General features: G+C 45.4%; 15 protein-coding genes. 7 read left to right on the forward strand and 8 right to left on the reverse strand.

Features of this window, described 5'->3' with window-relative positions:
- Positions 1-58: 58 nt before the first annotated feature.
- Positions 59-1,126, forward strand: a complete 1,068-nt coding sequence (locus HYU97_03105) for an alpha/beta hydrolase (GenBank protein ID MBI2335734.1) — start codon at positions 59-61, stop codon at positions 1,124-1,126.
- Between the two features lie 26 nt (positions 1,127-1,152).
- Here the strand turns inward: HYU97_03105 and HYU97_03110 are convergent, their stop codons facing one another.
- The 5 genes from HYU97_03110 to HYU97_03130 form a co-directional block, all read right to left on the reverse strand.
- Positions 1,153-2,613 carry a hypothetical protein gene (locus tag HYU97_03110; protein MBI2335735.1) on the reverse strand — a complete coding sequence of 487 codons (1,461 nt, stop codon included), beginning with the start codon at positions 2,611-2,613 and terminating at the stop codon, positions 1,153-1,155.
- Positions 2,614-2,740: 127 nt separating this feature from the next.
- Positions 2,741-3,919 (reverse strand): ATP-binding protein, encoded by a 1,179-nt coding sequence (locus HYU97_03115; GenBank protein ID MBI2335736.1) that lies wholly within the window; start codon positions 3,917-3,919, stop codon positions 2,741-2,743.
- 104 nt (positions 3,920-4,023) lie between these two features.
- A complete protein-coding gene (gene clpB / locus HYU97_03120) occupies positions 4,024-6,552 on the reverse strand; it encodes an ATP-dependent chaperone ClpB (protein MBI2335737.1) in 2,529 nt (842 codons plus the stop codon).
- 43 nt (positions 6,553-6,595) lie between these two features.
- Positions 6,596-9,148 (reverse strand): sensor histidine kinase, encoded by a 2,553-nt coding sequence (locus tag HYU97_03125; GenBank protein ID MBI2335738.1) that lies wholly within the window; start codon positions 9,146-9,148, stop codon positions 6,596-6,598.
- Between the two features lie 136 nt (positions 9,149-9,284).
- Entirely contained in the window at positions 9,285-10,337 is a 1,053-nt protein-coding gene (locus HYU97_03130; GenBank protein ID MBI2335739.1) for a Do family serine endopeptidase, read from the reverse strand.
- A 744-nt stretch (positions 10,338-11,081) separates the two neighbouring features.
- On the opposite strand from HYU97_03130, the gene bamD reads away from it, so the two are divergent.
- Together bamD and HYU97_03140 are read left to right on the forward strand one after the other, a co-directional pair.
- On the forward strand, positions 11,082-11,843 hold the full coding sequence (gene bamD / locus HYU97_03135; GenBank protein MBI2335740.1) for an outer membrane protein assembly factor BamD: 762 nt from the start codon (positions 11,082-11,084) through the stop codon (positions 11,841-11,843).
- The gene (locus tag HYU97_03140) at positions 11,836-12,540 is read left to right on the forward strand and encodes a tetratricopeptide repeat protein (protein ID MBI2335741.1); all 705 of its coding nucleotides are present in this window, start codon (positions 11,836-11,838) and stop codon (positions 12,538-12,540) included. Before bamD ends, HYU97_03140 begins: the two co-directional genes overlap by 8 nt.
- Before the next feature lie 19 nt (positions 12,541-12,559).
- Here the strand turns inward: HYU97_03140 and HYU97_03145 are convergent, their stop codons facing one another.
- The gene (locus HYU97_03145) at positions 12,560-13,285 is read right to left on the reverse strand and encodes a hypothetical protein (protein ID MBI2335742.1); all 726 of its coding nucleotides are present in this window, start codon (positions 13,283-13,285) and stop codon (positions 12,560-12,562) included.
- Positions 13,286-13,291: 6 nt separating this feature from the next.
- On the reverse strand, positions 13,292-17,098 hold the full coding sequence (locus tag HYU97_03150; protein ID MBI2335743.1) for a sigma 54-interacting transcriptional regulator: 3,807 nt from the start codon (positions 17,096-17,098) through the stop codon (positions 13,292-13,294).
- A 292-nt stretch (positions 17,099-17,390) separates the two neighbouring features.
- Between HYU97_03150 and HYU97_03155 the strand changes: the two genes are divergently transcribed.
- From HYU97_03155 to HYU97_03170, 4 genes are all read left to right on the forward strand, one after another.
- Complete coding sequence (locus HYU97_03155; GenBank protein ID MBI2335744.1) at positions 17,391-17,945, forward strand: hypothetical protein; 555 nt, start codon at positions 17,391-17,393, stop codon at positions 17,943-17,945.
- A 222-nt stretch (positions 17,946-18,167) separates the two neighbouring features.
- Positions 18,168-20,414 (forward strand): hypothetical protein, encoded by a 2,247-nt coding sequence (locus HYU97_03160; GenBank protein ID MBI2335745.1) that lies wholly within the window; start codon positions 18,168-18,170, stop codon positions 20,412-20,414.
- A gap of 787 nt (positions 20,415-21,201) precedes the next feature.
- Positions 21,202-22,164 carry a hypothetical protein gene (locus HYU97_03165; protein MBI2335746.1) on the forward strand — a complete coding sequence of 321 codons (963 nt, stop codon included), beginning with the start codon at positions 21,202-21,204 and terminating at the stop codon, positions 22,162-22,164.
- A 90-nt stretch (positions 22,165-22,254) separates the two neighbouring features.
- The gene (locus tag HYU97_03170; protein ID MBI2335747.1) at positions 22,255-23,259 is read left to right on the forward strand and encodes a haloalkane dehalogenase; all 1,005 of its coding nucleotides are present in this window, start codon (positions 22,255-22,257) and stop codon (positions 23,257-23,259) included.
- On the opposite strand, the gene alaS is transcribed toward HYU97_03170, so the two are convergent.
- Entirely contained in the window at positions 23,241-25,868 is a 2,628-nt protein-coding gene (alaS, locus tag HYU97_03175) for an alanine--tRNA ligase (protein ID MBI2335748.1), read from the reverse strand. The genes HYU97_03170 and alaS overlap by 19 nt on opposite strands.
- Positions 25,869-25,875 lie beyond the last annotated feature (7 nt).

Here is a 25,875-nt window from a genome sequence, read left to right on the forward strand (position 1 = left end):
GTCAATACGGAGTTTACCGTTGCTTTTTTAAAGTGTGGGTGTTACCCCCCAAAGACAAATGAATCTAGAAGCAAATGCACAAAAAACCATTAAAAACCGAGGGAAGCTGGCGCAACTGATTCGCCTCAAAGAGGGTTTTGTGCCCAGCGTTGATGGCACCAAAATTTACTACAAATCAATGGGCTGGGGGCTGCCGATTATTTGCAACAATGGCATGGGGGTTTCTACTTTTTTTTGGAAATATTTAGAAAATCATTTCAAACATCAATTTCAAGTCATCACCTGGGATTACCGTGGGCACGGGCTTTCCGAGCTGCCTCATAAAAGCAAACCCCTCTCGGTTTTATCTTTGGTCGAAGATTGCAAGGCTGTAGTCGATGCATTGGATGTGAAAAAAGCACTGTTCATTGGGCACAGCATTGGCCTGCAAGTGCTTTTGGAATTTTATCATCATTACCCTGAATATGTCGCAGGAATCGTGAGCTGTATGGGCACCATGGGCCGACCCATGGATAGTTTTTATAATTCACCCTTAAGCGTTTATATTTTCGAAGCCGCAACTTTAATTGGCAGTCTTTTCCCTAAACAAGGTGCCAAGTTAACTTCGATTTTGCTCAAAAACCCCTTTTGGTTCGAAATCGGTGGGCTTTTAAAGATGGTCAATACGGGGATGGCACCTAAAAAAGAAGTACAAAAATATATTGACCACATCACCAGTTTAGACCCTGAATTTTTTACCAAACTCACCAAAAGCATCCAATCGCATACCGCAGAATATATTTTAAAAAAACTACGTGTTCCTACACTTATTGTGGGTGGAGAAGAAGATTATTTTACCCCGGTATGGATTGCAAAAAAGATGCATCGGATTATTCAAGAAAGCGAACTCTTCGTTATCAAAAAGGGCTCTCATGCTGCCTTGGTGGAACAACCTGAGCTTATAAATTTGAGGATTGAAAAATTCTTGAAGGAGAAGGTGTTGCCTTATTTACAAGCCTTAGAAGTTCCGGAAGAGGCCCCAAAAGTTAGCAAGGCTAAATCCAATTCTAAATCAAAATCCCGAAAATCAAAGCTCAATAAAAAAGAGTTTGTTGAAGCAGAGGCTAAATTGAGTTTGGTGTCTTAGTTTGTCAATTAAATTAACGATGAGTGTCAGAATCCAACCAAACGATAACGAAGTAAGTCCAGTCTTTGTGAAGACGGGGTATTATCAGTCATGGCTAAACGAATGGCATCAACAATAGGATCATAATGTCTTGTGGCCTGAAGATTTCTTAGTTTTTGTGAATCTGCAAGTGCGATTTCGAAAAGGACTGCCCAAAATTCATGCTCATTTTTGACAGAATACGAATTTGGAAACCATCCAGAGTCTACTAGGCGTTTTTGCAAACCATCCTCCCCAACAGATTCTGTAGAATAATGATAGTCGGGTGCAAGTATAAGCTCTCTCTCTTCATCTGTAAAATTACAGGCCTTGGCTGCTTGAGAAAGGTATTGTTGCCATAAATACTTCATTTCTTCCATAAAGGGTTCCCCAAACAGATCAATCATAACACAATGACCTATTTCATGCATGACTGTAGACCCACTAGATCCGCTGAGGTATATTCTCCACTCCGAATCAATATACTGGCCATCTGTGCCCTCTATTAATAAAGGAAAATTTTCTTTAATATAACGGCTTTCTGAATTAGGGGTTTGAGTTGTAAGCGTAATCATTCTTCCATCTGGCAATTCCCAATGGGTGCCACTGAATCGCTCCCGAAAAAGACGAAGATCATCACGTGTCCTCGGATAATTCATCGTATGAAAACTGAGATGGTTTGAAAGTTGAATCAATATACTTTCTGGTAGTCGTTCCAGAGCGGTTGCAATTTCTTGAAGTAATCCAAAATTCGCGTGCGATTCATGTGGATCAGTAATTACCTCAAATGGATGGCCCCTTATTGTAATAATCCAGCCATGTGATGTTGGTCTTAGTTTTCTTTGATTCTCTGCTGGAGTTTTGCATTTCTGAACCTTATCTTCTCCAAAAAAACACTCGGTTTCGGATAATGTTTTCCAATTTTTTGTTTTATAGAATTTATGAGGTCGATATTCTTTTCTTCCAGAAACCATCATGGCAGACCCACCAAAGAGACTACTCGCAATTACTTTTTCATTAGGATCACCTAATCCAACTTCCATAAAAAACGAAGCCGATACTTCTGATGAAAATACCATTCTACCCTCTTCTTCCAAGATAGGTTGATGATTCTCAAAATGGGTTACAAATTTTTCCCATGCATGGGCACCTTCTTCTACAAGACGGCCCTCTTCAACAATTTCACCTCTAGAAAATTCCATCCAGGATGTTTGGCGCAATTTACCGTTGTTATTTCCTAGCTTGTAAATAAAGTCTTCTCCCGAGAGCGCTTTCTGAACGACTCTATAAAATGTATCAAAATCCCCCTTTACCGTTATGCCCGTTGGAGTGAAAATATAGACTTTTTCCCAGTTCGACGGAGTAACGCCGGTTTCTCCTACAAACATAGTCTCTGTATTTCTCGGATCATAAAGGTGAAACCCTAACCGGGCTAAATCATTAAATGGAATGCTGTTGATCTCAGCCATATTTTACTTATCGGAACCAGCAACTATATGAATTGCAAAAAAAGATAGGGGTTAGTACAAAACGTATACGATCTGTATACGAAACAAAAAATGGTACATTCAACAACAGGATGCGCTAGTCAGACTACTATACTAAGCCAGTTAAAAATTGGCTTGCGGGCATGACACGAATTCCTTTTTTTTCGTAGTCTTGATTTTCATCGGTAGTAACCTGGTAAACTTGAGGGATATTAAGACGCTTTTTGAAATAATAAAGTGAAGAGGCAATTTGAGTGTCATGATTTTTTACCTCCACTGCAAACCAAGGCTGTCGATCGATGGTAATCAAAAAATCAAGTTCTTTTCCTGTTGAATCTCTCAAAAAATGAAGCTCTGCTTTGTAACCTTCTACATCTACAAGGTAGTGACAGAATTTAAGTAGATGGCTAGCAACCATATTTTCAAGTTTGGCACCTTCATTTTTGATTGAAGACCAATCCCACAAATACAACTTTTTTTCTTTTTTGACAGCTGCCACTTTCCGAGTTTGGTAAGGCGGAATGCGAAAGCAGTAATAAAATTGTTCAAACACATCAAACCAGTGGGCCACCGTTCTAAAATTGACCCCCAGATCTTCTGCTAAAGAATTGATGGAAAGGATAGAAGCAATTTTCGAAGGAAGCAGATCAGCAAGGAGAGCCAAGTTACCAACATCTTGGATAACCGTAAGATCACGGATATCTTCTTTTAAAAGACGCTCAATTTTTTCTTGTTGCCATCTCCTCCAATGTCGATCATTCTGTTTAACAAAAGGTTCCGGAAATCCGCCATAACGAAGCAGCATTTTAAAATCAGAAATCCAATGCCCAGAACGAAACTGAAGGGGTTGAAAGGGATTGGTTTGTAATTTTAAGGCATGAATTTCTGCAAGTGAGAAGGGATGGAGCCGGTAAGAATGATAGCGACCTTGAAGGGAATCTCCGCCACGACGGTAAAGATCGAGCCTTGCACTACCGGTAAGGAGAAATTTAAATCTCCCTTTTAAAGTATCATATTCACCCTTCAGCCAGGTTTTCCATTTTTTATATTTATGAAATTCATCTAACACAATAAGGTTCGATTTCGGAGCCCACTGGCCCTTAAGCGCAGCATTGCGTTGCCCAAGTTTATCCCAATTATAGTACTGCCCAGGAATGTTATGAAGTAGGGTCTCTGCTAAAGTAGTTTTCCCCACTTGGCGAGGCCCCCCCAAAAACACCATCTTTTCTTGGAGATCTTCTATAATAAAAGGAAATAAGTAGCGTGTTTCAGAGCCAAAAGAGGGCATAAGTAAATTGTATATAAATACAATTTACTTGCAAGTATTTTGTTGATATCTACGCAACGCCTCAGTCTTAGGGAAAGAGTATTCGGGATTGTTGGAGTTACCATTTATAGTTTTTTTAATTGGAGCTGTTTTGCTTTGTCTAAACTCACTTCAATCTTATCTCCCTCTTTAAATTCTCCCTCCAAAATTTTTAACGCCAGGGGATCTTGCAAATAGCGTTGGATAGTGCGTTTTAAGGGCCTGGCCCCATAATTGGGGTCATAACCTTCTTGGGCAAAAAATTCTTTTACCTGGTCTTCTACTTTAATGCTCAATTTTTTAGTAGTTAACAGCTTGGCTAAACGCGCAAGTTGAATATCAACAATGGAACGAATTTGTTTTTCATCGAGCGATTGATAAATGATGATTTCATCAATGCGATTCAAAAATTCTGGCTTAAAAGTAGTTTTAAGTGCCGTGGTAGCGACATTGCTGGTCATAATTAAAACCACATTGGTAAAATTGACGGCTCTGCCTTGCCCATCGGTTAAGCGGCCATCGTCTAAAATCTGCAAAAGAATATTAAACACATCGGGGTGAGCCTTTTCGATTTCATCGAAAAGTAGCACACAATAAGGCATGCGGCGCACGGCCTCGGTGAGTTGCCCACCTTCTTCATAACCCACATAACCAGGCGGGGCGCCAATGAGCCGACTAACCGCGTGTTTTTCCATATATTCACTCATGTCGAGGCGCACGATGGCATGCTCGTTATCGAAAAGAAAATCGGCTAGAGTGCGAGCAGTTTCGGTTTTACCCACCCCGGTGGGGCCCAAAAACAAAAAGGACCCGATGGGGCGATTAGGGTCTTGCAAACCAGCGCGGCTGCGGCGTACGGCATTGGCCACTTTGGCCAAGGCTTCGTCTTGGCCTACCACGCGGCCGCTTAGATGTTTTTCCATATGGATGAGTTTTTGCATTTCACCCATCATCATTTTTGAAACCGGGATTTTGGTCCATTTAGAAACCACTTCGGCGATGTCTTCTTCTTCGACCTCTTCTTTCAACATCGACTTTTCTTTTTGTAAGACGGTGAGATTTTCATTAAATTTTTGGAGCTGTTTTTCTAGTTCAGGAATTTTACCGTATTTAAGCTCGGCGGCTAAATTAAGATCGGCTTTGCGCTCGGCTAGTTCAACCTGACCCCTTCCTTTTTCAATTTGTTCTTTCACCCGACGAATTTGCGTGATGGCCTCTTTTTCACTTTGCCATTGTGTTTTGAGGGTTTGATTTTTTTCACGCTGGTTGGCTAGGTCTTTTTCTAAATCGCTAAGTCGCGCTTTGGCCTCTTTACCCGATTCTTTTTTTAAAGCCTGCCGCTCTATTTCGAGCTGGCGAATTTTACGCTCGATCTCGTCAATTTCGGTGGGCAGGCTGTCGATTTCCATGCGAATCTTACTTGCCGCTTCATCAACCAGGTCAATCGCCTTGTCGGGCAAAAAACGATCGGAGATGTAACGATCGGAAAGCATGGCCGCAGCCACTAGAGCATCGTCTTTAATACGCACCCCATGATGAACTTCGTATTTCTCTTTTAAACCACGCAAAATGGCAATGGTATCAGCCACCGTAGGCTCACCCACCAAAGTGGGTTGAAACCTGCGCTCGAGGGCGGGGTCTTTTTCAATATGTTTACGATATTCATCTAAAGTGGTGGCACCAATGCAGCGTAATTCACCCCGCACCAGCATGGGTTTGAGCATGTTAGAAGCATCCATCGCACCTTCGGCACTGCCGGCCCCTACTAAGGTATGCAGCTCATCGATAAACAAAATAATCTCGCCACCGGCAGATTTGATTTCTTTCAACAAGGCTTTAAGCCGATCTTCAAATTCACCCCGATACTTAGTGCCTGCCAATAAACCGGCCAAATCAAAAACCAGCAACCGCTTATTTTTCAAGGACTCGGGCACATCGCCATGGGCAATGCGTTGGGCCAGACCCTCCACAATGGCGGTTTTGCCTACCCCAGGTTCGCCAATCAACACCGGATTGTTTTTAGTGCGCCGGGAGAGCACTTGCATGATGCGCCTGATTTCTTCATCTCGGCCAATCACCGGGTCTAATTTCCCAGCCTTAGCTTGAGCGGTGAGATCTTGAGTATATTTTTCTAGGCTTTGGTATTTCCCTTCGGGGGCTTGGTCGGTCACGCGATGACTCCCGCGAACTTCACTTAACACTTGTAATAATTTATTTTTGTTGAGGCCATGTTGCTGCAATAAGTTTGCACAAAAGGTGCCAGGTGTCTCTAAGATGGCTAAAAGAAAATGTTCAACGCTGACATATTCATCTTTGAGCTGACTTGCCTCAATTTCTGCCTGATTCAATATTTTTTTTAAATGAGCAGAAAGATAATGATCACCCAGCCCTTGCACCTTAGGGAATTTAGCAATTTCTTTTAAAACACTGGCATGCAGGCTAGCCGGGCTAGCCCCAAACCTTTTTAATAAGGTAGGGCCCAAGCCCTCGTCATCGGCCAATAATACGGCAAGCAAGTGCTCGACCTGTAATTCTTGATTGCCATATTCCGTGGCCAATTTGGCCATGGCCTCCATGGCTTCTTGGGATTTTAAGGTAAAGCGGTCAAAGCGCATATATTTTCAAATGGGGATGATAAGGGGTGGAGTCAAGGTGATTTTAATGAAGCATGGGGAAGTTGATTTCATACCGTGTCCCAACCCCTGGTACCGACTGAATTTGCAGGGTACCCCCTAAAGAACCAACAATTTGTTGTAATTGCTGCTCTCGTGAGGGGGTCATTCCAACACTATTATCTTGATATATGATCCGCTGCGGATCCACTTGGATAGCCATTTGAGCCCAGCGCTGCCTTGGCTCTTGGGTTGGAATCCCATTGACAATAGGGGGAGCATATTCTCGGGCATTCTGCACCCATAATTGTAACATCTGTCGTGCCAAACCTTCTGGAATGCTGGGACCCCCTGTACCTACTCGCACCGTCACAGAATCAGTGGGCAAAAGTTGCAGCTCTCTCGCCACAAATCTCTCCCAATCTGCAACCCTATTCCCGTACCCTAAGGAGAAAGTACTCTCAGACAACTGGGGTAATTGATCACGGCCCCACTTCTGCACAGATGGCTCTTGTAAGCTCTGAGTACTATCATTAGGCATCATGATTTGAGGGGGATAATCTGCACGCGTAGATCTCAAAGGCCCAAAACGCAGTTCAAAGCGAGTGCCCTTCCCTACCGCCGATTCAATTCGAAGGGCCCCATCATGAACCGCCACCGCCTTAGCAACCGCATAAGTTCCAACCCCAGTCCCGGCATCATCGGTTCGACCAGCCCTATTGCCAAACTCCAATAAGTCCCCCAAGAACTTGGTTGGAATGCCTGAGCCATTATCTTCGTATTTCACCCAATGACGATAAACTTCCAAATTCACTCGAAGCGGTACCACCGGATTTTGATAAGCTACAGAGTTAACTGCCAAATTTTTTAAAGCTAGAAAGACCAAGCCAGGGTAACCTGAAGATTCCCGATAGTGAAGGCGGACAGTCACTTGAGCCTGTGAGCTTAAATACTCAGAGACACGATGCGTTAGTTCACCCCACTGAATTGCCCTTTGGGTGGGCATCCTTCCCGAAGCAAGACTAAACAAGTCATCGATAAGATAATAATTAAATTCTATATCTTTTAAACGTTCGGGACTGAGTTGCTTTCCACCAGGCAGCAGTTCAGCATACCCCTTCAAAACCGCGACGGAATTGTTGATATCGTGAAGTAGCAAAGCACGATATCGCGATCTAGCGCCCTTGGGTAACATAGCATCTAATGTGTTGAATGAAACACTGAGCTGTTGTAAATCCCTTCTGATTTCGGCAGAGTCAACCCCTGCCCTGGTAAAATGTCGATAAACTCTTTCTGCATTCGCTCGAAATATCGAAAAATAATTGCTATAGAAAGGAGGAACCTCTTCCAAAGGACCGGCGATAGCATCTAAATCCAATTTTGAGAATTGACGAGATGGCCAAGAAGATTTTTTACCTTTGGGAAATAAGTGGGCCCCAGGTCGGCTGGCTGGTTCTGTACCTTTCCCTGACATTTGACTTATAAAAGGCCCTGCCGGGGTTTGCCACGCCCATTTCGGCTCGCCAAGACCTGGCACCTTAACCATATCCCAATGTAATTTGCCTAAATATTTCCTCAAAGATAAGGGCTGTAGATCATAGGTCACCGGGCCCAGCAAATTCAAATGACCCCATTGCGTAAGCACATCGGCCATGAGCCACCCGCCTCCACGTTGAGGTTGCCAGCCTAAGCCCTGTTCAACGACCTGCAAAGCACCCAAAGCACTTCCTTGAGTGACATGAGGCACGGCTTTACGAGCCACCATTGCCCAGGGGTTTAAACTAGTACTGCCCACTTGAGCAAGCCCCCATTGAGCGCCCAAACCGGTGACCCGAAAGACCGCAACCGCCAAACCCATGTGTTGTAAACGTTCGCCAAAATGATGGAAGGCTTGGGAGTCGCCATCCCAATAGGCAAGACTCGTGGAGCCCAGGGTAGCAACGCCTACTTCCGAAGCAATGCCTGTGCTCCCTGCCACTAAGGCCCGGCCTATGGTGCCACGGCCCAGCCAGGCAACCCCTGTCCTCCCTACACCTAAAGCTGTTTTTGCCCTAACCACTTGGCCAACAGGCCCGGCTAACACCATGGGTACCCAAAACTTAGGGTCGCTCCCTACATTGAAAAGGTGAGCTGCACTCATGGGTAGCGATTCAACAAAGGAGCCATTTCCCGACAAAATGGCCAAGCGTTTTTGAGCTATTTTAAGGGCTTGTTGCCCGGCAAACGTTTCGGGTTTTAAAGCCAAAATGGCTTGCGTTAGGGCATCGCTACTCGCCAAATCTTCGGCTAATAATAATCGCTGCACAAGATTGGTTAACGATTGAATGGCTAACTCTTCGTTGGGCGAGTGAATAATATCGCTTAATTCGGCAAAAAATTTTGTTCCGACATTTTGACGCAATTGAGCAGCAAAGGTGGGATTGAGAAAAAATAAAAACTGCCCAAAGGTTTCGGCGCAGCGGTAGGCTGGTTGCACCCTAGCCAATAATGCCTCGGTTGCATCGGTAGGGCCGGCTGACTTTTCTAAATGGAGGGCTAATTGATTAACAACTAAATTGAGTAATTGTTTATCAAAAGAAGCGACTGGGCCAGACCCCAATGCAGGACAGACTTGCGATGGACAGACGAACGCAACAGATACCACGGCCTTTACCTCACCTCGAAAAACCTACTCTCCTTCCTGACTATATATGTATGTAATGGATCCCGGGTCAAGCCCGGGATAACAACAGTCGCTACGAAATATCTCCCACCTGGGTAAGATTGCCAATTTTTACCGTAATCGCCTTGTGCTCATGACGCCTTAAAAACTTGATTTCAACCGTCTTGCCAATCGGGGTATCGCTGACCCAAAGAGGCAAATCGCCTGCTGAATTGAGGGCACGACCATCATATTCTGTTACAATATCACCAGGTTCCATGCCGGCTAGGGCTGCAGGGCTACCCTTCACCACATCGGCCACCATGGCGCCTTGGCCATTTTCGATCCCCAAAACATTGGCCAAATCTGAGGGTACTTCTTGAATACTCACTCCCAAATAACCACGATCGACTTTTCCTCCCTTAATGAGCTGGGGCGCCAAATTCTTCACCAGGTTGATAGGGATGGCAAAGCCAATACCTTGGCCACTTTGCACCACCGCTGTGTTAAGCCCTACCACCTCACCACTGAGGTTAAACAAGGGCCCCCCTGAATTACCAGGATTGATCGATGCATCGGTTTGAATAAAATTATCGTAGGGGCCAGCCCCAATATGCCTGCCCTTAGCGCTGATGATCCCGGCAGTGACGGTTTGACCTAAACCAAAGGGATTGCCGATGGCTAAAACCCAATCGCCTACTTGCACCACATCGGAATCACCCAGTTGAACGGTAGGCAGATCACCTTTGGCCGAAATTTTAATCACGGCAATATCGGTGCGCAAATCTTTCCCTATCACTTTAGCCTGAAACGTTCTGCCATCAGACAGATTCACGATAATTTCATCGGCCCCCATCACCACATGATTGTTGGTTAAAATATGCCCGTCTTTATCAATAATAAAACCTGAACCTAAACTATTTTGCCGACGGTTGCGCGGGGGCAGACCATAGTGCTGCCGAAAAAATTCGTCAAAGGGGCTGCGTAACTTAACCGTTTTGGTCGTGCTAATGTTCACAACGGCGGGTTGAACCCGTTTGATCAGGTCTGAAAAAGAACCTGGATAAGAAGGGGTAAACCACCCCACGGCTTGAACCGTGCCGCTACTCCATAGACACAGCAACAGGAAAATCAGATATTTCCTCATAATGCCGCCTAATTACTCAAAAAATACACTTATGGCAATACCAAATCAAACAAAGGTATTTTCAATTTTATTTGTAAATAGAGCCACGTCTTTTTGAGGTAGGGAGAGGCCAATGGAGAGCACGCGCCCGGTCGGCCTATGATAGTTTCTGTCATTGCGAGCGGTGTCATCCCCGCGAAGGCGGGGACCCATGATAACGAGCGTGGCAATCCCATCGCTTAGGCAGAAGAGATTGCTTCACCCTGTTGGGTTCGCAATGACAGAAACTGCCATAGTCCGACCGGCTTTTTCATAGATGCGCTGAAAGGCTCTCCCTTGACCTCCCCCTACCCTGAAAAGACTTCTTCTCAAATATTTGAGAGATATAAAAAGCAAGGGATGCGACTTTGCAGTTGAGTTAGCTTTTTCGACCCATCGCGGAAGCGCCGTGGCCCCCATGCGGGCTGGCCGGTATGGAAAGCCGGTTATACCGGAAGGATTCCATGCCGGCCAGCCCCATGAGGGTCGGCGATGGAGCGCCGGGTCGAAAAAGCTAACTCAACTGCAAAGTCGCATCCCTTGCTTTTTAGGTGCAGCGATGTGTAAATGAATTGAAGAATAAAAAAGAAGATTGCTTTTCCATCATGGATCCCCGCCTCCGCGGGGATGACACCGCTCGCAATGACATAGAGCCCTGCTGGGCTCTGAATGACATCGTTATTTTAAGCTTGCCAGAGAGGTGAGGACTTTCATAGTATCTGCCTCATGATTTTTCGAAGAACCTTGATGTTGTTTTTTATCATCTTGCTTGGCACGGGATGCGTGCAAAAAAAGTTGGCTCGTATTAATGAGCGTGATAGCGAGGCACAAGCTTTGAAAAAATGTCTGCGCTTAAGCGAAAAGAAGCATTTTGAAGAAGCGGTGGAGTGTTTGCAAATTTATAAAAGCCAATTCCCTAACTCCACTTATTCTCAAGAAGCTGAACTCAATATTGGCGACAACTACTATCGAAAAAAAGAATACTTGTTGGCCGCAGAAAGCTATAAAGTTTTTGCTCAAACGAATCCTGCTAGCGAAAAATTAGACTATGCTTATTACCGCATGGGCCTTTGTTATGAAAAAGAAATGCCTAAGGCCATTGACCGCGATCAAACCTATATCAAAGATGCCACCGATAGTTTTCACAAGGTGGTAGAGTATTTTCCGCAAAGCTCTTATGCCTACATGGCATCAGCCAAATACAATCAAATGCGCAACCGCGAGGCCAAAAAGCATTTTTATGTAGGTTACTTTTATTATCGCACCGGCGAATTTCGAGCTTCCATCCCACGTTTTCGCATTATCATGGAAGAATTTCACGACCTACCCATTGCCAAAGATGCTCACTATCACATTGCGATGGCCTATGCTAAATTAGATCGCATGGACGCAGCCCGCGAATTAGCAACTTCTTTTCTAGAAAAATATCCCAGCAGTCGGTTTGCCAAAAAACTTAGCAAAAAATTATTAGGAGACCACCATGGATGAAAGCCGCAAACTCTTTCAAGAAGGGAAACAATATTTTGTTAACCAAGAGTATGAATTGGCATTACCCATCTTGCAAAAATTGGTGGAAAAAGAAAATGGCTTTGCTGATGTTCACAACATGCTAGGGGTCATTGCCCACAACCATGGTCAATTTAGCGACGCCATCCATCAATTTGAAAAAGCCCTGCATATTAATCCCAAATACACCGAAGCCATGATGAATTTGGCCGTGCTTTATAATGACCTGGGTCAATATAAAAAATCACGGGTCTTGTTTGAAAAGGTGAAGGCTAAAAGCAAGGCTGGTGGCAAAGGCAAGATGGACCCTAATGTGCGGGACAAACTGGCTAATCAACATAATATGGTGGGAGATATGTATAAGGGGATCGGGTTTTACCAAGAAGCCATTGAAGAATACAACAAGGCATTGAAGCTTGCCCCCCATTTTTACGACATTCGGCTTAAGCATGCTATTTGTTTGCGCGACTCTGGCAATTATACCCAAGCTTTAAAAGAACTGAGTAACATCGTAAAAGAAAATGCTAAATTTTTATCGGCTCGTATCGAACGAGGCGTGACCCTTTATGCCACCGGAAAACATAAAGAGGCCATCGAAGAATGGAAAAAGATTTCGAAAGAATACCCCCACTACGAAAAAGCCCAAATGTATTTGAAATTAACGGCCAGCCACGGATAGAAATAGGATGAAAAAATCATTATCGGGATAGGGGGGAACGTTCCTTTTCTCGAACTTGCCACCAAGGATACTCAAATAACTTTTCTTGGGCCTGTTGCAAGACCCGTCGCCTTTGGGGCTCATTCTCAAGCCGGCGACACTCCTCAGCACTACAGCAGGTGACTGGCTTGCTTCCTAGGCGTTCGTCAATATACAAAATGGTTCGACACGCAAATGGGAGAGCATCGGGATCTGCCCCCTCCTCGCTTGGCCCCGCAACAGGTATGGCGGTACGTTCTGGATCAACCGTTGGGTTCGTTTCGGCAACGATTTCCTCTCGACAAGGTAAAAGTTCACCCGTTCGAGGATTTTCCCTCACCAGATCACCCAAAGGACACACACAAACAGAAATCCCCGCTGTATCTTCATGTCGAACCGTACCTGGAACACATTGACATTTCTTCTTGCCTGTCTCGGGATCTACAACTATCACTGCACCCAGTTGGCAGGTAGGGTCCACCCCGGCCCCGATCATGGGACGCTCATCAGGGCCTAATGCACCACCCTGCCCTGGCCCCATAAGCTTCAGACCACCCTGGTTAGGATCGCCCTCACCAGGATCAGCTGGCCCGGGGCCTTCTATGATCGTTGGCCCTCCCCCCAATCCCACGCCCGTACCCTGCGTTGGACCTGTGGGTTCTTGCGGACCACAAGAAAAGATACTTGCAATCACGACCCAAACGCTCAATAAAAAAAGGGGTTTCATCGTATTTCAACTTTCAGCATCAATCCCATAAAGACTCAACTTAGTATATAATGTACGCCGACCAATCTTCAATAGCTTTGCGGCGCGAACTTTATTGCCTCGTGATTTCTTCATGGCATCGAGGATGGTTTGTCTTTCAAGCTCGGCAATCAGACCATCTAAGCCTTTTTTAGAAAGCGTTTCATGTCGCACCTCGCGAAGGTGGGAGGAAAGCAGGTCGACCGAAATCTTCGAAGCCCCCATAGCAATAGCCCGATGGATTTCATTTTGAAGTTCACGAATATTGCCAGGCCAGTCATAATCCATAAGAATCTTCAACGCCTCTTTTGAAATTTTCACTTTCTTAGCCTTGGCTTTTTTAGCCTCTTCGGCAAGAAAATAACCGATGAGCAAGGGAATATCCTCCCGGCGTTCACGAAGGGACGGCAGGTTGATCTGGATCCCCTTGATTCGATAGTAGAGGTCTTGCCGAAATTTGCCCTGGGCCATCAATTCTTTCAAATCTTTATTGGAGGCCGAGATCAACCGAACCTCTACCTTGCGATAGTCCTTTGCACCAACGGGACGCACCTCGCCTTCTTGAATCACCCTTAATAGCTTTGCCTGCATGGAAAGCCCCATATCACCCACCTCATCTAAAAAAAGCGTTCCACCATGAGCCATCTCAAAAAGACCGATTTTGTCTGTGTGGGCACCCGTAAACGACCCTTTGGTGTGACCGAACAGCTCGCTCTCTAATAGCGTTTCAGAAAGTGCTGTGCAATTTTCGGCAATAAAAGGCCCGTGCTTACGCGGCCCATGATAATGAATGGCTTGGGCCAACAATTCTTTGCCGGTGCCGGTTTCACCGTGAAGAAAAACATTAATATCCGAATCCATCATGCGATCGATGGTCTTCAAGACGTTCTTGATGGCCGCACTTTCGCCAATGATTTTGTCGTAAGTATAGCACAGTGCTATCTCTTCGTTCTGGCGTTTGAGGTTCTCCTTCATAGCCTCTAAATTAGCTGAGGTCTCTCCCAAATCTTTTTGCAAACGACTGTTCAGTGTTTCAATCAACGTCTTTGATTTTTTGAGTTCTTCGATCTTTTCGGCATTTTCTTGGTGCAAACGGGCATGCTCAAGGGCAAGCGTTGCCTGATCAGCCAAGGCTTCGATAAGCGAAAGGTGTTGTTTTTCAAACACCCCTTCTCGAAAACGATTGTCGAGATAAATAAGGCCTACCGTTCGTGAACCCGATTGCAAAGGCACACAAAGCACCGAACGCAGTTTTAAAGTCAAAACCGATTGTGCCAATGAAAAGCGTTCGTCTTGTTGGGCATCAAAGACCACCACCGGAGCACCCTTGTGCATCACCTCCTGAGCAATCGTATAACTAAATTTTTCTTCTTCTTTTTGCAGGGTCTCGCGGTCGAGATTACGAGCCGCCCGCACCTCGAAGGCTTGCCTTTCCGAATGAATCACAAAACCACGTTCAGCATCGGTGAGTTCAATCGCTGCATCAAGGATCTCGGCTAAAAGCGGGTCTAGGCCTTGCCGCACCAACAACCGACGATTAATCTGAATCCATTTTTGAAAAGGAAATTCCATAGGCTCCTCCTCAATGGGCTTGGGTTCTACTTCAAACTTGCGAAGGGCTGCCTTCACTTTTTCTTTTTTGCGATCTCTAAAAAAACTCTCTCGAAATTCACCTGGCACCTTTAATGAAAGTTTGTTTAAAATCTTTAAGGCCGTTTCATAATCGTGCTGAGCCGCTTGCCAATTGCCGCGGGCAAAAGCCAACTCCGCACTATCCACATACATCTGCCAAAGGGAGATGTGCATGCCTCGCTGATTGGCATCCTCCTTCACCTCCTGAAGCCATTGATCAATTTGGGAATCTTCGACTCGACCTTGAGCTGTACGTAGCTTTGCCTCTAACCAATCGGCTTGGAGTAAATAATGCCGTTGTGATGCCGTGGTAGCGCGAAAGCGAAGCTCGGCCAAAGTCTTATGGCAGGTATTAAAGTCACATTGGTGCAATTCAAAATAGCCTCGTGCCAATAGAGCCTGTAAGATAGGCTGGGCATCTTGGAGACTCATGGCGTAGGCTAAGGCCTGATCAAGATAGCGTTTTACCTGCTCCCAATTGCCCTTTCCCTCTTCACTCACTGAAAGTAGATAAAGGTTGTAGGCCTGCAAGGGTTTTAGGTCTTCCCGTTGGGCAAGCTGCAACGATTCAGAAAAGGCCTGCTCGGCCTCGCTCCACCGACCAAAATAGAGGTAAATATTACCCAAATTATTGGTAAGGGTCGCCACAAGTGTTTTGTGATCGAGTTCGCGGGCAAGAGTTAAGGCCTGTTGAAAAAGCTGGTAGGCTTCTTGCCAGTTGCCTTGATCAAATTGCAACGTTCCCGCATTGGCCAACAGACTTGCCTCGTTATCTTTTCTTTCTGCTTTCGCTGCCCACTTGGCAGCCGCGGCATAGTGTTGAACGGCCTTTGAAAAATCCTTTTTCGCTTGTGCTACTAAAGCAGAAAAGTGCTCATAACGGGTTCGTTTTTCAAAAGGGGCCTCTTCAAACCAACCAGAAGGTATCTTGGCAAGAATCTCTTCTGTTAAAGCCAAATGTCCTTGGTGACAGGCTAAGTCCACGCGCATCAGTTCACTTTCTAAAGAAGGTTTTCCAACCAATAAAGGATGGTTCTGCATTTGCCGGAGGCAGTTTTGAGCTTCAACAAATCGACCTTGTTCAATCAAACCATGAATCGCACTTGCAAAAAAGTCTTCCACCTCTTGCTTGTTTTTCCAGGCATGGATTTGTTGGAGATAAGGCTCGGCAAATGCCCAAGCCCCGGTCTTGTCGCCCGAACGCGCCAATCGTTGCAGCTCTTGCAGTGCCTCGGTGCTAGACAAGGAGACGGGATAGGATTTTTGTTTTTTGTGGGTCGTTGTCTGGGGAGAAGAAGGCGGCGCCCATACAAGGGGAAATGTCTCTTTCTCATATTCATTGAGGATACGAATGATGTCACTTGCCTGGGTTAGGCGTTGCGAAGGATCTTTTTGCACCAATCGGGCAATGATTTCCACCACCCCGCGGGGGGTGTCCCCTTGCCGTAAGGGCTCAAGATCGATTTTTTCGAAAGTCAGTTTTTCCAAATAGTCAGCAAAGCGCCCCTGTTGCTCGGCTGGAAGCTTACCCAAGGCCATTTCGTAAAAAACCACGCCCAAGGAATAAAGATCGGCCCGATGATCATAGGCCTTGCCTTGCAAAATTTCAGGGGCCATGGTGTCAAGGCTCCCCACGGGGGTCGAACCAAGCGCCTGTGTTGACAACAGGGTAGCCAAACCAAAATCGATGACCTTTAACTGTAAACGATTCTTTTCATCCGCTTCGTTTTCACGGTGAATCTTCCCCACCAAGATATTGTGGGTTTTAAGGTCGCGATGGATGACATGTTGATCGTGTAAATACTGCAAGGCCCATGCTGCCTGAACGATGAGCCTAAATACAGCGTTCCAATCGCGCACCTTGGCTTCACTGACGATATCGGAGCCTTCGACATACTCAGAACTATAGTAGAGACGGTCGCCATCCTGGCCATAATCATACAGACGAGCCACATGAGGATGGTCGAGCCCTTGGAGCAAGCGGCATTCTTGCTGAAAGGCCCGAAACTTGGCCGAATCCATGGCGGGTAAAGTAAGGATCTTCAAGGCCACTACTAGTGATTTTTTAGAACAGTCTTTGGCAAGCCAAACCTCTCCTCCTGCACCTTTGCCTAATTCCCTAATTATTTCATAGCGATTAGCTATAAGCTGAGTTTTAATCATCTATTAACGATTGTATCAAAACTGAACATAATTTGAATCAAAAAAATGGAAACTCAGCGATCAAAGGCTCCACTTTTGTATCAAAGTGAGTCATTTTTTGCTTGCCTGCCTGCTGCGAAGAAACTTTGTCTGTCTGATCTTGTATTGGTTAACTTCCTGAAAATACTATCTATTTAAAAAAATATTTTGAAACCACCACACTCTGGCAAGGTATTTGCTTTCCTTTCGGGAAGGAAGAAGGAAAGAGATGGGCCGTGAAAATGAAACTTAAAAATATTGATGGAGGAAAGTTATGGTGACGATATCAAAGAAGATACAAGGGCTGCTTCGTAGCGGGAATATAGAATCACTTCGGTGGAAAGAATCATGCGAGAAAAAAAACGATTATGCACCCACCCCTCTTACTTTTGAGACACGTGAGATCAACTGCCACTTTCCACCTTTCACTGGTAGTAGCAACTCTAATAACATTCCTCGAGAACGAGAATTGCTTGAAAAGATTTCGGGGTTCCCATTAGGGTTACATTATCGATTTTACCAATGGAGTAGTGTTGAACTCTCCTCTGAAAATGCCGAACTCACCCCCGTCCAACACAAGAGCGCCTCTCTTGAATTTCAAACCATCGTTCCTGGCCCCAAAGATCTTCCATTCATCATCGCATCCATCCACGATAAAAACCTTAACGGCAAGGTCGAAGCCGGTGAATTTGGGTTGAGTGCCGTACAAGTAGGAGTCATATCGCCCAGACGCCTTATGACCATCACCCGTGCTGACTCTGAGAAGTTTCGCCAGCAAGCCGAGCTAAACTATCAATCAGCCCTTCGCGCAGCCGGATTGATCGAATAATCCCCCACTATAGTGTTAAGCGCATGATCCCACCCCTGTATCAAAGTGAGTCATTTTTTGTTTGTCTGCCCGCTATGAGAAAGATTCATCACCAGATTTTTAATCTTATAACTTATTGAAAATACTATATATTTTAAAAAAATTTTCAAGTTGCCATACTTTGGCGAGATTTTTGCTCTTCTTTTTGGACAGAAAGAATAAGGGGCAAAAAGGAAATGACTTATGAAAAGAAACTATAAAAATATAAAACGAACCATGGTTTTGTTATTGGGTTTACTGGGGTTTTCTTTCCCAACCGCAGAGGCTCAGGTGACTTGGACACCTGATGGGCCCGAAGGTGGAGAGATAAAATTCCTTACCCATGATGGCCAGCAAACCCTATTTGCGGCCGGTGAAGGGGGTTATCTTTATCAACTCGACCTGCAAACCAACCCCGATCAATGGCAACGCCTTGGTCAGCCCATGTTAGGCAATATTCGTTCGATCGACATCGATGCGCAAACAGGTGTGGTTTATGTTGGGACAAGTTCGGGTCTGTTCAAAAAAACATTGCGTCAGCAGCAGAGTGATTGGGTGTCCCTTGCTCAGGAAACCTTAGGGGGTGAGGTCTACGCCGTCACTCACTCCAATCGTAAGATCTACGTGATTAAGAATGATGGAATCTTCCAACGAAGTACAGGCTACCTACAAGACCCTTGGCAGCCGCTTTCTTTACAGGGGCTACCCGCAGCACTCGACGCACAGAGGTTAATTTATGCAAAACCCTTTCTCTACCTTGCCACACATCAGCAGGGGATTTTTAGAAAAAATGTCCACGACTCAAGCCCTTGGGTGGAAGTAAGGGCTGCACCTGGTGAAGTGCAACCGTATAACGCCCATATTGTTGGGTTCAAGTTACACCTTAAAAATCGTCAACTTTACATCTGTGCCTCGAATGGGTTGTACCGCAAGGACTTAAATAATCAGGATCTTCTAAGCCCACTAGAAAGGGTTTTTGATCGATCCTGTGACGCCTTTACTTTCGATCATCAGCTACTTTTTGTCGCCAACGGTTCGGCAATTTTCAAAAAGGATCTTCGCAATGCCCAAGGCCAGTGGGAGCTAATCTCGTCGAATCGCGTTCTCGATCAAACGAATACCTTAATAGTTTTGTGGAACAAGCTCTATGCAGGAACAACGTCCGGTATTTACATGTTTGACCTGAATGATCCACCCGCAGGATGGACTGCCAAAAATCGAGGGGTTCAAAGTCATTATATTCATACATTGCTCGATGTGCCATCGCATGGCCTATTCGCTGGAGGAGTCGACGGAACCATGTTTCAAAAGATTGGCCAAGGGCCTTGGCGCGCCTTCCCCACCTCAAACATACCATTTCGCTCTAGCATTCGTTCCCTTACTTATAGCGACTCTGTTCTCTATATAGGTACCTTCAATGATGGTGTCTTTGCTAAAAACCTAAACCTCCCTCTCAACCACCCCTATGAGCAGTGGAGACGAGTCGATACTCCAGCAAATCCCAGCACTTTAGGAATCATCAATGCCCTTATTGTTTTTCACGGCCGCCTCTATGCAGGAACGGATCGTGGTATTTTTGAGAAAAACTTAAACAACCCACAAAGCCCTTGGCAACAACACCAAATGCCACCAAATGATTTCAATCCAGCAAACCAAGAAGATCAAGGGGTGCTCACTTTTGCTGCTTCTCCTCAAACCCTTTATGTGGGAACCTCAGATGGAAAAATCTTGCAAAAAGATTTTTCACAAAATGGTGAGGCGGGAGCTTGGAGCGCTGTAGAAGATTTGCCAAACTTTCAAGGAGGGGTAACCCTGTTCGTTCGTCGTCTTTTATTTTCCGAAAATACCCTTTATGCCTTAACTTTTTATGGAATTTATCAAAAAGATCTTTCTGATGATCGAAACCCATGGCTACCTCTTGCCACTCACCCAGGCCTCGAATGTCAGACTACTTCGCTTGCCATTGCAAACCAAAGCCTTTACGTAAGCACCCTTTACTGCGGAATCTATCGTTTGCCCATCATCCCACAACAACAACCCCCTTGGTTAGGTGCGATTGACCCTTCCCTTCCACAAGATGCAGTGGTGCCGCATAAAGGATGGAACCAGGCCCCTCTGCAACCAAGTTTCATTGTGCCTCAAAGAGAAGATCAACCCTCACCGGAACCGTCACCTTCTCCTAAACCTCCACCTTTTCCAAACCCAACTCCACCCGTTCCAACATCCCCTGCAGCAAGCGTTTATCCTGCTTCTGGTATCAACGACCCCAATGTCGAAATTGCACCACCAGAGCCGATCCCACCATTGCAAGAAGATCAAAACACAGGTGGCTCTGGCTCTTGTAGCCTCAACCTCAAAGAGTCTCCCACTTCTTCGACACAAGGCTTGCTTATTTTAGGGATGATCAACCTCGTTCTATTAGAAATTCTACTCTTAAAAAAAAGGCAATGAGCTATGAACCTAAAAACGGCAGTTGACGGTATGTTTCTTCGGATTCTTCTGAAATAACGCACGGTTGCGAACCCTGCACCAGTAGGGCGAAGCAATCCGACCGAAGGTCGTCCTGAGGCTTTAGCCGAAGGACCCGCTTAAGCTCGTAATAAGCTCGTAATGACAAACAGGCAATTTCAACTGCCTTTTTTATGATAAATATACATTGAATATGTAAATAATTGTAAACTTAATATAATTAAATACGATAAGTACTACTTTATGGAAAATACTGAAAATTATGGCCCTTTATCTTTGTAACTCACAAACCCGTACTTGTGTATCTTCAACAGCAGATCCAACAACTATATGTAATGACTTGGGAAAATACCAAAGAGTCATGTTTGATGATGCCATAACAGACCCCCATGGTTATCATAAAGCACTGCGGGAACTAGAGTGGCTTTGTCACTTTCACCCTGAAACAGGCATAGAGCAAGACTATTTTCGTAAAAGAACACAAGCCATAACCCCCTTTCTAAATAAAGGGTTTGAACAGGCAAACGAAGCTGGGGGGGCTGAACAAAGGCAAAAAATAGGCACTGTGTTACGGTGGACATCTGTTGCGCTTTTCAATAAGGATCCTGGCCCTAAAAAAATTTCTTATCTCGTTGATGCCCCAGAGATCCTATCTTATGGGCTTCAGATCATGGTCAAAGGCTTGATTGACAGTTTAAAAAATGCGACCGAGTATGGGACCAGACATCCGGAAAGACCTCTTGCCACACTAGGACACTTCTTATATCAGATGGGAGAAGCAATTTGGTATTCCCGCACATCTTATGAAGGTGGCCGTGGAGAGGTAGCCTATGCCGTCTCTCATCGAGGGGAAATGTCCCATCAAGAATACATTCAACGCTTAACCGAAGGGGCTTTAGGGATTGCTGCCCCTGCCTTTGCTGTGGCAAGTATAGCGTTACCCTTAAAGTTTAAAATTCCAGGCTCTTTCATGCCTCCTCCCTTGGCAGAACTTGTTGGAGTGGGCCCCACCCCTCTCGTGGCTACAACCACGAGCATTCCTCTTTTACGTCCTGGAATTTCACTGATTAGCATTGTCACGCCTGACGGAATAGGAGGTCGAGGAGACACCGCGCAAACAATCGCTGAGACCGACAGAAAAATCGAACAATTAAAAGAAGAAAAAAGGCGATTGCTCGATGACAGTGACGATTTTGCTGCGAACGGCGATGAAGACACCGCTAATAGACTCAAACTTAGAATCGATGCTATCGATCAAGCACTCGAAGAATTATATGCCCAGAGCGCTTATGCAGTGCATGGACATGACAAAAAAAGCCCTACCCCTCACGACGATCCACAAGCTCTCCGAAAAAAGATGAAAGAACGATTAGAGGCAACAAGGGAAGAATTAGCACGACGTTTACACGCAGCAGGGGCTAAAATGGAAAAACTTTGGGAAACACACCCGGCTGAAGAAGGCCCATTAGCCATTTTTGAAGATGAGATTCAACCCATAAAAGATGAACTAGAATCCATCAGGCAAAGACTCGAGGCTCTCAGCCGGCAAGATGCCATCGAAACTGCACCTGCACCCGTTAAGGAAGGAACAGGCAATCCCTCAACCCATAACAAAACAGGGGGCAAATTAGAGCGGCTTCAAGAAGCTTACTATGACGCAATTAAAGCAAATGGTCATAAAACCGCTGAACGGTTACAGAGAGAGATCGAAGCGCTAAAGGCTCAAATATGACATCTTGATCATGATCAGAGATCATGATCAGAGATAAGGGTAATATTCCCATCGATGACCTTCATCGGAAATATCTAAGGGTAGGAATGATTGAAAAATCAAAACCGCAAAATATTAAGAACACCTGATCGTTGTTTTGAAAACTTGCCAGGTTATCCTTTTACACCCCATTATCTTGAATGTGATGGTTTGCGCATCCATTATGTAGAGGAAGGGCCGTGCAACGCAGCACCTATCTTGTTAATGCACGGAGAGCCCACTTGGAGCTATCTCTATCGCAGCATGATCCCCATTCTTGCAAAAGCAGGGCTGCGTGTCATTGCCCCCGATCTCGTAGGGTTTGGACGTTCCGATAAATTCGCCCAAGAACAAGATTACTCTTATGCCCACCAAGTTGCCGTGTTTACCGAATTTGTGCGAAAACTCGACCTTTTTAATATCACGCTTTTTTGCCAAGATTGGGGAGGCTTGATTGGCCTTCGCGTTGTGGCCAATGAACCCAATCGCTTTGCACGAATTATTGTGGCTAACACCAGCCTGCCCGATGCCAACACGATCATGGCACGAATTAACCCTGTTTTACTTCGCATGATGGTAAGGCTTCAGGGCAAGGTCTCCCTTGATGAAATCGGCAAACATGCCACACGTTATTCCTTACGACCGTTTATTCGCTGGGTCGCCTATTCGAAAACCAGTGAAGATTTCCCCGTAGGAGATATTATTCAAAAAGGCACGGTCCGCACACTTCCATCCAAAGTGCTAGCCGCCTACGAGGCACCATTTCCGGATGAAAGCTACAAGGTAGGGATACGGAGAATGCCCAGCCTCGTGCCCACTCAATTAAAAGAAAATCGCAAAGTGTGGAAAGAAATTTTCTCGCATTGGAACAAACCCTTTTTGACAGCGTTCAGTGACAGTGACCTCATCACACGCGGCATTGAAAAAATCTTTCAGTCGCGCATACCCGGGGCACGCAACCAAAACCACGTCACCATCCAACAAGCGGGTCATTTTCTACAAGAAGATAAGGGAGAACTGCTGGCACAGGTTATTTTGAACTGGATCCCCCGCCCCCATTACGGATTCAATAACTGAGGCACATGAGCTAGGCTCGCCTCTAAGCCATCGGCTTGGCCGCCGGCTTGGGCACGATCGGGTTTGCCTCCACCCGAGCCACCCATTTTAGCGGCTAGCGCTCGGCAAAGTTCAACGGCATTAAAACGACTGATTAAATCTTTAGAAACGGTTACAATCAAGGTGGCCTTGGCGCCACTGGCCGAACCCAACACGGTAATGCCTGACCCCAATTTGTTTTTTAATTGATCAGAAAATTTTCGCAAGGCCTGCACATCATCGATATCGCGGCGAATGGCTAAATAGCGCACCCCACCAACTTCTTTAACTTCGGTCATGGGATCGCTCGCTGAACCATGGACCGCTTGACTTTTTAAATTAACGACTTCTCTTTCTAATTTTTTAAGTTGGGTTGCCATTTTTTGAACCTTAGCCAGGGCCTCGACCCGCCCTACTTTTAATTCTTTGGCAATATCTGACCATTGTTGTTCAAAATCTCGCAGATATTCAATGACAGCCCCGCCGGTGAGGGCTTCGATACGCCGCACCCCAGCTGCCACCGAAGTTTCTTCAATGATTTTAAAACATCCAATATCACCGGTACGACTCACATGGGTGCCACCACAAAGCTCGGTTGAAAAATCGGCGATTTTCAAAACCCTAACTTGGTCGCCATATTTTTCGCCAAATAATGCCATGGCCCCTGCCGCAATGGCTTCTGCATAAGACTGGCAATTTTTTTGAACATCGATATTTTGCCGAATTTTTTCGTTCACCAAATCTTCAACCGCCGTTAGTTCAACCGCCGTCAATGCTGCAAAATGGCTGAAATCAAACCGCAAGCGATCGGGCGCCACCAACGACCCTGCTTGTTTTACATGTTCACCTAAAATTTTTCGTAAAGCAGCATGCAACAAATGTGTGGCTGTATGATTGTTCATGGTCTTTATTCGGTCGGCTGCATTCACCACGAGTTGAACTTCTTGCCCAACTTTAAGGGATCCCTGTTTGATTTTCACATGATGACAAATTAGCCCCTCTTTAGGAGCTTGAGTATCGGTAATTTGGGCAAGCACGTAAGAGGCTTCAAGCTTACCTTGATCGCCCACTTGACCACCGGATTCTGCATAAAAGGGAGTTTGATCGGTGAGCACTTCAATCTCATCTCCGGTTGTGGCGGCTTGAACTAAAGCACCCTCTTTTATAATACCCAAAATCTTCCCTTTAGACTGTAAGGTCTCATACCCTAAAAATTTACTTTTTACGCCAAGGTTTGCCAATTGCAGGTAAACCTCTTCTAACTTTATTTCCCCTGACCCCTTCCAACTGGCCCGCGCCTTTTGCTTTTGCGCACCCATGGCCTTCGTGAAACCCGCCTCATCAACGGCCAAACCATTTTCGGTGGCAATAAGCTCGGTTAAGTCGAGAGGAAAACCATAGGTGTCGTAGAGAGCAAAGGCAATTTCGCCTGATAAAATTTTAGCCCCACGTTTTTTGACATCGGCCAATGCGGTTTGTAAAAACCCGAGCCCCTTTTCTAAGGTAGTAAAAAAGCGTTGTTCTTCACCACGTATTACTTCAACAATAAATTTTTGATTCTGAGCTAATTCAGAATAAACTTTGCCCATCTTTTCTACAACCGCCGGCACCAGTTGATGCAGGAAGGGCTGGTTTAAGCCCAACTTTTTTCCATAACGAATGGCCCGCCGCAAAATACGGCGTAAAACGTAGCCTCGGCCATCATTAGCGGGCTGCAGCCCTTCTCCAATTAAAAAAGTGCAGGCGCGCAAATGATCGGCAATCACCCGCATGGCTACATCGGTTTCGGCATTCTTGCCATAATGGCCCCCACTGATTTTTTCGATGGCGCGAAAAAGATCGGTAAAAAGATCGCTGTCGTAATTAGAATGTTTGCCTTGCACCACACAGGCCAGTCGCTCTAAACCCATGCCTGTATCCACACTGGGTTTGGGCAAATTTTCTAAACGCCCATCGCTTTTGCGATCGAATTGCATGAAGACTAAATTCCAAATCTCCATGTAGCGGCCACAATCACAGCCCACCTTACAATCTTTTTTGCCACAACTATATTCTTGGCCATGATCATAATAAATCTCGGAGCATGGCCCACAAGGGCCCACTTCACCCATACTCCAAAAATTATCTTTTTCATCAAAACGAAAAATTAGGTCTGGTTTTATATCGGTATGTTGCACCCACAAATCATGGGCCTCATCATCTTCGCGAAATACCGTGACCCACAATCGGTCTTTGGGGATTTTCATGTCGGTGGTTAAAAATTCCCATGCGTAAATAATCGCCTCTTTTTTGAAATAATCCCCAAATGAAAAATTCCCTAACATTTCAAAAAAGGTATGATGCCGAACCGTGTACCCAACATTTTCTAAATCGTTATGTTTGCCCGAAACCCGCATGCACTTTTGCGAAGAGGCCGCTCGCATAAATTCCAATTTTTCTTCGCCGGTAAAAACTTGTTTAAATTGCACCATCCCCGCATTGGTGAAAAATAACGTGGGGTCTTGGGGAATGAGGCTAGAACTTTTAACCACACGATGCCCACGTTTTTCAAAAAATTGTAGGAAAGATTCCCTAATTTGTGATGATTTCATGGCAATA

This window comes from Deltaproteobacteria bacterium (genome assembly GCA_016183235.1).
In the GTDB taxonomy this organism is placed as follows: Bacteria; UBA10199; UBA10199; order DSSB01; family JACPFA01; genus JACPFA01.